This window comes from Kitasatospora sp. NPDC059747, assembly GCF_042732955.1.
Taxonomy (GTDB): Bacteria; Actinomycetota; Actinomycetes; order Streptomycetales; family Streptomycetaceae; genus Kitasatospora.
Genome location: NZ_JBHWGV010000116.1, coordinates 20,639 through 28,478, shown reverse-complemented (window position 1 = coordinate 28,478; position 7,840 = coordinate 20,639). Strand labels below are relative to the sequence as shown.

The window sequence follows — 7,840 nt, the reverse complement described above, 5'->3', positions numbered from 1 at the left end:
CGGTCCCACTCGTCCTTGCTCAGCTCTCCCCGCCCCATGACCAGTACAACGAGCCGATCATGCGACGGTCACAAGATCCGCCGTACAGAACCTAGCGGCTAGTGCTGTGGCACTAGTCCGCCTAAGAGGTCCAGTCGGCGAAGGCGACGACCTCCTTGAGGAAGCCGCGCACGCCCAGGAACTGGGACAGGTGCTCGCGGTGCTCGTCGCACGCGAGCCAGGTCTTGCGACGGTCCGGGGTGTGCAGCTTGGGGTTGTTCCACACCAGCACCCAGCCGGCGTCCGCCCGGCAGCCCTTGGCGGAGCAGATCGGCGTCTGCGGGGTGTCCATCGGGCCGTCCTCGGGGCTTGGCGGGGGTTGTGCACCGCCAGTCTTTCACGGGCCCTTCCGCACCCCGGCGGCCGGGGATCCCGGCGCGGCCCGGGGCGGGCATGGCGACGCCGGGCAGCCACGGGGGGAGCCGCCCGGCGTCGGTCCGTCGCTCCGACGGGGGATGCGGAGCGCGTACGCAGTATGTCACGCCGAGACCCCGGTTTGGGGAGGTCTTGCATGATTAATCTGAGGTTCTTTTGAGCTTTCGCCGAGTCAAACCATCGTGAACGTGGAGGACCCGGACAGTCAGCTCCCGCTCTGTGAAGGATCGGTGGGAGACTTCTTTGCCTCTCCTGTACCGGCCGCCGCACCCGCCCCACCCGTACCACCGGGGCCGAGCATCAGCGGGGTGTCGAGCGGGATGTCGAAGGTGCTCGGCAGACCCGGCGCCCGCTCCCGTCCGGCGTTGGCGATCAGCACCGCGAAGTACGGCAGCAGCACGCCGCCCGCGAGCGCGCCGACCGCCAGCCAGCGCTGCACGTCCCACAGCACCACGGCCAGCAGCACGCAGACCGTCCGCAGCAGCATCGAGGCCACGTAGCGGCGCTGTCGCCCGCGGACGTCCTCGGTGAGGCTGCTGCGCGCCCCCGTGATCCGGTGGACCTGCCCGCCGTCCGCGCTCTTGCCCATGTCCTACCGTCCTCGTCGGAGCACCCGCGCGTCCGGCCGCGCGGCCAATTCACCGTACGCCGCACCCCGGCCGAGGACGAGACCGGGGCGGGCGGACACGCGCGACGGGTCCGTCAGGGCCGCCGGGAGAGGTACTGCGGGGGGACGGCGCCGGTGAGCCAGACGCCGTTCTCGCTGATCCGGAACTCGTGGCCGTCCGCCACCATCGCGGCGGCGTTCACGGTGAGCACGACCGGGCGGCCGTGCCGGGAGCCGACCCGGGTGGCCGTCTCGGTGTCCGCCGAGAGGTGGACGTCCTGGCGGGCCATCGGGCGCAGGCCCTCGTGGAAGATCGCCGCCAGGTGCCGGTCGGCGGTGCCGTGGTAGAGCACCGGGGGCGGCACGGCGGCGGCCAGACCGAGGTCGACCGCCACCGTGTGGCCCTGGTTGGCGCGGATCGAGAGACCGTCGGCGGAGTAGCCGAACCGGCGCTTGTTGTTCGTCGCGACGATGTGGTCCAGGTCGGCCCTGCTCAGCCGGTTGCCCTTCGCCGCGAGGGCGGCGAGGAGCAGGTCGATCCGCACCCAGCCGGCCTCGTCGAGGGTGATCCCGACCCACCCGGGCTCGTGCCGCAGGATGCGCGACAGCATCTTGCTCGTCTTGACCAGCCGCTTCTCGTCCATCATGTCTCTCGTATCCCCCCGTCGGCCAGTGGCTATGAGGCCTGGCTGACCGAACTCATGTTGAAGTCCGCGACACGCACGGGTGGCATCGCGGTGCGGGTGAACCAGTCGCTCCACTCGCGCGGCAGGCACCGCTCGGTGCGGCCCGCCTCGGTGATCCGGCCGAGCAGGTCGACCGGCGACTCGTTGAACCGGAAGTTGTTGACCGCGCCGACCACCTCGCCGTTCTCGACCAGGTAGACGCCGTCCCGGGTGAGGCCGGTGAGCAGCAGCGTCGCCGGGTCCACCTCGCGGATGTACCAGAGGCAGGTGAGCAGCAGGCCGCGCTCGGTGCGGGCGATCATCTCGTCCAGCGTCGGCGCGGCGTCCTGGTCGGCCGTCTCCAGCACCAGGTTGTCGACGGCCGGGCGCAGCGGCAGGCCGGTGAGGCCGGCCGCGTGGCGGGAGGTGACCAGGTCGGTCAGCACGCCCTCGCGGATCCACTCGGTGGCGCTGATCGGCAGGCCGTTGTCGAACACCGAGACGTCGCCGCCGGTGGCGTGCGCGAGGACGAACGGCGTGGCCTCCAGGCCGGGTTCGCGCGGGTCGGCGCGCAGCGTCAGCGGCAGCGCGGCGAGCTCGTCGCCGACGCGGGTGCCGCCGCCCGGCTTGGAGAAGACCGTGCGGCCCTCGTGGGCGTCCCGGCCGCCGGCGGACCAGTGCAGGTAAACCATGAGGTCGGCGACGGCCGAGGGCGGCAGCAGCGTCTCGTAGCGGCCGGCCGGGAGGTCCACCGTGCGGGCGCCCCAGCCCAGGCGCTTGGTCAGTTCGGCGTGCAGGGCGGTGACGTCGACGTCGGTGAAGTCCCGGGTGGCGGCGCCGACCCAGGCCGAGCCGGACAGGTCGGCGGTCTTGGCGTTGATCTCGACCATGCCGGTCGGCTGGTCGTGGCGCAGCCGCAGGCCGGTGGAGGTGCCCAGGTAGCTGGTGGTCACCTCGTGCCGGGCGAAGCCGTAGAGCAGTTCGCCCTGGGCGGCGGCGCGGGCGAAGGCCTCGCCGAGGGCCGGGCCGAAGTCCGCGAAGACGTCGATCGAGGTCTCGGCGGGCGGCTGGTCGAAGTGCGGAGAGGCCGGCAGGCCGGCGGCCAGCTGCTGGGCGTCCTCGGCCGGTCCGGCGGCGCGGGCGGCCTCCTCGGCGGCCCGGACGAGGCTCTCGACCTCGTCCGCGGTGACGGCCTCGCGCGAGACCACGCCGGAGGCGGTGCCCTCGGCGCCGGCCACGGTGGCGATCACGGTGAGGCGGCGGCCGCGGGTGACGCCGTTGGTGGTCAGCGCGTTGCCGGCCCAGCGGAGGTTGGCGGTGGACTCCTCGTCGGCGATCACCACGCAGCCGTCGGCGCGGGAGAGGCCGAGTGCGAGCTCGACGAGTTCGTGGGGCTGCGTCGCGGTCATCGGTGACCCGCCTCCTGCTGGGTGTTGAGCACGTTGACGTTGCGGAACAGCGCGGACGGGCAGCCGTGGCTGACCGCCGCGACCTGACCGGGCTGCGCCTTGCCGCAGTTGAAGGCGCCGCCGAGGACGTAGGTCTGCGGGCCGCCGACGGCCGTCATCGAGCCCCAGAAGTCGGTGGTGGTCGCCTGGTAGGCGAAGTCCTTGACCTGGCCCGCGAGTTCGCCGTTCCTGATGGCGTAGGCGCGCTGCCCGGTGAACTGGAAGTTGTAGCGCTGCATGTCGATGGACCAGGAGCGGTCCCCGACGATGTAGAGGCCGTTCTCGACGCCCGCGAACAGGCCCTCGGTGTCCGGGCCGTCGGCGGCGGGCCGCAGCGAGACGTTGGCCATCCGCTGCACCGGGACGTGCGCCGGGGAGTCCGCGAAGGCGCAGCCGTTGGAGCGCTCGAAGCCCTTGAGCTTCGCCATGCCGCGGTCGAGCTGGTAGCCGACCAGGACGCCGTCCTTGACGAGGTCCCAGGACTGCGTGGCGACGCCCTCGTCGTCGTAGCCGATGGTCGACAGGCCGTGCTCGGCGGTGCGGTCGCCGGTGACGTGCATCAGCTCGGAGCCGTACTTGAGCGAGCCGAGCTTGTCGAAGGTGGCGAAGGAGGTGCCGGCGTAGGCGGCCTCGTAGCCGAGGGCGCGGTCCAGCTCGGTGGCGTGGCCGATCGACTCGTGGATGGTCAGCCAGAGGTTGGACGGGTCGATGACGAGGTCGTAGCGGCCCGCCTCGACGCTCGGGGCCTTCATCTTCTCGGCCAGCAGGACGGGCAGTTCGGCGAGTTCGGCGTCCCAGTCCCAGCCGGTGCCCCTCGGGCTCCGTCCATCGGGGGACGACCCCCGGACCCCCGTGAGGTATTCGAAGCCGCGGCCGACCGGCGGGGCCAGGGTGCGCATCGAGTCGAAGGCGCCCGTGCGCTCGTCCACCGAGGTGGCCTCCAGCGTCGGGTGCACGCGGATGCGCTGCTGGGTGGTGACGGTGCCGGCGGTGTCCGCGTAGAACTTGTTCTCCTGGACGGTCAGCAGGCTCGCCTGGACGTGCGAGACGCCCTCGGCGGCCAGCAGCCGCGAGCTCCACCCGGCGAGCAGGGCGGTCTTCTCGGCGTCCGGCACGTCGAAGGGGTTGACCTCGTAGGAGGACACCCAGGTGACGTCCCGGTGGACCGGCTCCGGTGCGAGCTCGACCCGCTCGGCGGAGCCGGCCGCGCGGCTGATCCCGCCGGACAGCCGGGCCACCGCCACGGCCTGCCCGGCGACCCGCGCCGCCGCGTCGGTGGTGAGGTCCACTCCGGCGGCGAAGCCCCAGGCGCCGTCCAGCAGCACGCGGACGGCGAAGCCGAGCTGCACGCTGTCGGAGGTGCCGGCCGGGCGGGCGTCGCGCAGCCGCCAGGAGGCGCTGCGGACCCGCTCCAGGCGGAAGTCGGCGTGTTCGGCGCCGAGTTCACGGGCCCGGGTGAGCGCGGCGTCGGCGAGGGCGCGCAGCGGGTAGGCGAGGAACAGCGGATCGACGGCGCGCCCGTGGGGGACGCCGGCGCTGTCGGCCGGAGGGATCGGAGGCAAGCGAGCTCCCTGGTCGCGGGGGGTGGCGGTGCGGCGCCGCACAGGGGCGCCCGCACCGCATCATTTCCCGTCCACGCACTTTCGGCCAGCGCATTTGCCCGGCGCCGCCCCGGCGGTCCGGCGGGGCGTCAGGCGACGGTCTCCCACCAACCGTCCAGCTCGGGCGGGTTGTCGACGTCGACGCGCTCGCCGGGGCGCGGCACGGCGAGCGGGACGGCCTGGGCCTTGGCCTCCTTCAGGAGCCGCTCGACCGGTTCGGCCCACGGGTGCAGCCCGAGGTTGAAGGTGCACCAGTGGACGGGCACGAGCAGGCCGGCGCGCAGGTCCCGGTGGGCGAGGACGGCGTCCTCGGGCGTCATGTGGATGTCCGCCCAGGCCGTGTCGTAGGCGCCGATCTGGACGAGGGCGGCGTCGAACGGGCCGTGCTGCTCGCCGATCCGGGCGTAGCCCTCGAAGTAGCCGGAGTCGCCGGTGTAGAAGACCTTGCGGGTGGGGCCGGCGATCACCCACGAGCCCCACAGGGTGGTGTTGCGGGTCAGGCCGCGGCCGGAGAAGTGGTGCGCGGAGGTGAGGGTGAGTACGAGCTCGCCGAGCGTGCAGGTCTCGTCCCAGTCCAGCTCGATGATCCGGTGCTCGGGCACGCCCCACCGGCGCAGGTGGCCGCCGATGCCGAGCGGCACCGCGAACGGCGCGGACTGGGTGTGCACCAGGCGCTTGACCGTCGCCATGTCGAGGTGGTCGTAGTGGTCGTGCGAGATGAGCACGGCGTCGACCTGGGGGAGCTCCTCCAGCCCGACCGGCACGGGGTGCAGCCGCTTGGGGCCGACGTGCGCGGAGGGCGAGCAGCGGTCGCTCCAGACCGGGTCGAGCAGGACGCGCGAGCCCTCGATCTCCACGAGCGCGGAGGCGTGCCCGTACCAGGTGATCTCCACGCCCTCGGCGGCCGGACGCGGGCCGTCGGCGGGGCGCACGAGCGGCACCGGCTGCGCCGGGACGCGGCCCTCGCGCTGGAAGACCATGCGGCGGACGGTGTCGCCGTCGATGCTGGGGGCGGACGCCGCGCGGGCGAGGGTGGACGGCGCGTTGTGGAAGACGCCGTCGCGGTACTGCGGGGAGTCGCGCACCCGCTCCTCGCGCTCGCCGTCCGGCCGGCGTCCGAACGCGGCCGGGAGATCGCGCAGCGACCAGGCGGCGGCGCCCGCGACCGCGGCCAGGGCGGTGAGGGCCAGCAGCCGTCCGCGTCGGTGGGTGCTCCCGGGCTGTGCCTTGGTCATGCGCCCTGCCTCTTCGTTCCTCGCCGGGACTCTTTCGGGGAGAGGGTACGGCCGGCCCCGGGTCGTCCCGTACAACGGGTGGCAACGGGCGCACCGGCCCGGGTGTTCCCGTCCGCGCGCCCGGCCGGCCCGCGGGGTGCTCCCGGGCAGGCCGGGCGCGGATTGTCGGATTGCCACAGTTCCTTCGGTGAGGCGCTGTGGGAGACCGATTCGCCGACGGCGCCGGGCGCCGGATACGGTCACACTGCGTGCGCATCCAGCCGCACGCGCACCCCCTTACGGAGAGAGGTGGATCGTTGAGCCGCTCGGTTCTCGTCACCGGAGGAAACCGGGGCATCGGCCTCGCGATCGCCCTGGCCTTCGCCGAGGCGGGCGACAAGGTCGCCATCACCAGCCGCTCGGGCGAGGTGCCCGAGGCCCTGGAGAAGTACGACGTCCTCGCGGTGCGCTGCGACATCACCGACGCCGCCCAGGTGGACGCCGCCTTCACCGAGATCGAGCAGAAGCACGGCGGCGTCGAGGTGCTGGTCGCCAACGCGGGCATCACCAACGACACCCTGCTGCTGCGCATGTCCGAGGAGGACTTCACGTCCGTCCTCGACACCAACCTCACCGGGGCGTTCCGGGTGGTCAAGCGCGCCTCCAAGCTGATGATGCGGGCGCGCAAGGGCCGCGTGATCCTGATCTCGTCCGTGGTCGGCCTCTCCGGCTCGCCGGGCCAGGCCAACTACGCCGCCTCCAAGGCCGGCCTGGTCGGCTTCGCCCGGTCGCTGGCGCGCGAGCTCGGCGCCCGCAACATCACCGTCAACGTGGTCGCCCCCGGCTTCGTCGACACCGACATGACCGCCGTGCTCAGCGACGAGCGCCGCAAGGAGATCGTCTCGGGCGTGCCGCTGGGCCGCTACGCGGCGCCCGCCGAGGTCGCGTCCACCGTGCGGTTCCTCGGTTCGGACGAGGCCGCGTACATCACCGGAGCCGTCATTCCCGTCGACGGCGGATTGGGCATGGGTCACTGATCATGAGTGGAATCCTCGAGGGCAAGCGGATCCTCATCACCGGGGTGCTGATGGAGTCCTCCATCGCCTTCCACACCGCGAAGCTCGCCCAGGAGCAGGGCGCGGAGATCATCCTCACCGCCTTCCCCCGCCCGAGCCTGACCGAGCGCATCGCCAAGAAGCTGCCGAAGCCGGTCAAGGTCCTGGAGCTGGACGTCTCCAGCCCGGAGCAGCTGGCCGGCATCGCCGACCAGGTCCGCGAGACCCTGCCGACCCTGGACGGCATCGTCCACTCGATCGGCTTCGCCCCGCAGGACGCCCTGGGCGGCAACTTCCTGGACACCCCGTGGGAGTCCGTGGCCACCGCGATGCACGTCTCCGCGTACTCGCTGAAGTCGCTCACCATGGCGCTGCTGCCGCTGATGCAGGACGGCGGCTCGGTCGTCGGCCTGACCTTCGACGCGCAGTACGCGTGGCCGCAGTACGACTGGATGGGCCCGGCCAAGGCCGCCCTGGAGTCGACCAACCGCTACCTGGCCCGTTACCTGGGCGCGCGGGACATCCGCTGCAACCTGATCTCGGCGGGCCCGATCGGCTCGATGGCCGCCAAGTCCATCCCGGGCTTCGGCGAGCTGGCCGACACCTGGAACCAGCGCTCCCCGCTGAAGTGGGACCTGAGCGACCCGGAGCCGGCCGGCCGCGGCGTCGTCGCGCTGCTGTCGGACTGGTTCCCGAAGACCACCGGCGAGATCGTCCACGTCGACGGCGGTCTGCACGCCATCGGCGCCTGAGGCGCCCGCTCCACCGACGCCGCCGGGCCGCCCCCCCCCCCCCCGGGGGGGGGGGCGCCGCGGGGTGGGGGGCAGCCCGGCGAG

General features: G+C 72.9%; 8 protein-coding genes. 2 read left to right on the top strand and 6 right to left on the bottom strand.

The features are described from left to right. Positions 1 to 121: 121 nt before the first annotated feature. The 6 genes from ACFV4G_RS35160 to ACFV4G_RS35135 form a co-directional block, all read right to left on the bottom strand. Positions 122 to 331, bottom strand: coding sequence for a hypothetical protein (locus tag ACFV4G_RS35160; protein WP_380446249.1), 210 nt, complete (start codon positions 329 to 331; stop codon positions 122 to 124). Between the two features lie 288 nt (positions 332 to 619). Then, positions 620 to 1,003 (bottom strand): DUF3099 domain-containing protein, encoded by a 384-nt coding sequence (locus ACFV4G_RS35155; protein WP_380446248.1) that lies wholly within the window; start codon positions 1,001 to 1,003, stop codon positions 620 to 622. A gap of 113 nt (positions 1,004 to 1,116) precedes the next feature. After that, positions 1,117 to 1,665 carry an RNA 2'-phosphotransferase gene (locus ACFV4G_RS35150; protein WP_380446253.1) on the bottom strand — a complete coding sequence of 183 codons (549 nt, stop codon included), beginning with the start codon at positions 1,663 to 1,665 and terminating at the stop codon, positions 1,117 to 1,119. Positions 1,666 to 1,697: 32 nt separating this feature from the next. After that, on the bottom strand, positions 1,698 to 3,095 hold the full coding sequence (locus ACFV4G_RS35145; RefSeq protein WP_380446247.1) for a metallopeptidase TldD-related protein: 1,398 nt from the start codon (positions 3,093 to 3,095) through the stop codon (positions 1,698 to 1,700). Next, complete coding sequence (locus tag ACFV4G_RS35140) at positions 3,092 to 4,696, bottom strand: TldD/PmbA family protein (RefSeq protein ID WP_380446246.1); 1,605 nt, start codon at positions 4,694 to 4,696, stop codon at positions 3,092 to 3,094. The genes ACFV4G_RS35145 and ACFV4G_RS35140 overlap by 4 nt, the downstream gene beginning before the upstream one ends. Before the next feature lie 128 nt (positions 4,697 to 4,824). Then, entirely contained in the window at positions 4,825 to 5,970 is a 1,146-nt protein-coding gene (locus tag ACFV4G_RS35135; RefSeq protein ID WP_380446245.1) for an MBL fold metallo-hydrolase, read from the bottom strand. Positions 5,971 to 6,266: 296 nt separating this feature from the next. Between ACFV4G_RS35135 and fabG the strand changes: the two genes are divergently transcribed. After that, positions 6,267 to 6,986 (top strand): 3-oxoacyl-[acyl-carrier-protein] reductase, encoded by a 720-nt coding sequence (gene fabG / locus ACFV4G_RS35130; protein ID WP_380446244.1) that lies wholly within the window; start codon positions 6,267 to 6,269, stop codon positions 6,984 to 6,986. Between the two features lie 2 nt (positions 6,987 to 6,988). Beyond that, positions 6,989 to 7,756, top strand: coding sequence for an enoyl-ACP reductase FabI (gene fabI / locus ACFV4G_RS35125; RefSeq protein ID WP_329926381.1), 768 nt, complete (start codon positions 6,989 to 6,991; stop codon positions 7,754 to 7,756). Positions 7,757 to 7,840 lie beyond the last annotated feature (84 nt).

Excerpts from the sequence above, each read along its gene's own strand:
- ACFV4G_RS35145 (WP_380446247.1), bottom strand. The coding sequence starts at position 3,095 with ATGACCGCGACGCAGCCCCACGAACTCGTCGAGCTCGCACTCGGCCTC.
- ACFV4G_RS35135 (WP_380446245.1), bottom strand. The coding sequence starts at position 5,970 with ATGACCAAGGCACAGCCCGGGAGCACCCACCGACGCGGACGGCTGCTG.
- ACFV4G_RS35155 (WP_380446248.1), bottom strand. The coding sequence starts at position 1,003 with ATGGGCAAGAGCGCGGACGGCGGGCAGGTCCACCGGATCACGGGGGCG.
- fabI (WP_329926381.1), top strand. The coding sequence starts at position 6,989 with ATGAGTGGAATCCTCGAGGGCAAGCGGATCCTCATCACCGGGGTGCTG.
- ACFV4G_RS35160 (WP_380446249.1), bottom strand. The coding sequence starts at position 331 with ATGGACACCCCGCAGACGCCGATCTGCTCCGCCAAGGGCTGCCGGGCG.
- ACFV4G_RS35150 (WP_380446253.1), bottom strand. The coding sequence starts at position 1,665 with ATGGACGAGAAGCGGCTGGTCAAGACGAGCAAGATGCTGTCGCGCATC.